The 232-nt window shown below is 71.6% G+C and carries 1 pseudogene; it reads right to left on the bottom strand.

Annotation, left to right across the window (positions count from 1 at the left end):
- Window positions 1-232, bottom strand: a pseudogene (locus ACQG3P_RS24735) (ATP-dependent DNA helicase DinG); the annotation flags it as partial.

Raw genomic sequence — 232 nt, 5'->3', positions numbered from 1 at the left:
AACGCGCGCAGCTGCTTGCTGACCCGCGCGGCCACGTCGATGGCTTCCTTGGGCAGCAGGTTGCCCAGGTTGTCCTTGTCCACCGCGCGGTAGGCGGCGGCGATCTGGATCTGCAGGCGCCCGGTGCGCTTGGCCATCTCATCCAGGGCCAGGCTGGCCGCGCCCTGGTCGATTGCCCCGGTGCCGATAGGGTGGCCTTCGTCGAGCACCAGCGGCTGGGGCGACGGCGGGG

It is taken from the genome of Stenotrophomonas sp. SrG, assembly GCF_050031795.1.
Lineage (GTDB): Bacteria > Pseudomonadota > Gammaproteobacteria > Xanthomonadales > Xanthomonadaceae > Stenotrophomonas > Stenotrophomonas rhizophila_A.
Note: the sequence above shows the minus strand (reverse complement) of the source record. Positions and strands in the feature narration are given on the sequence as shown.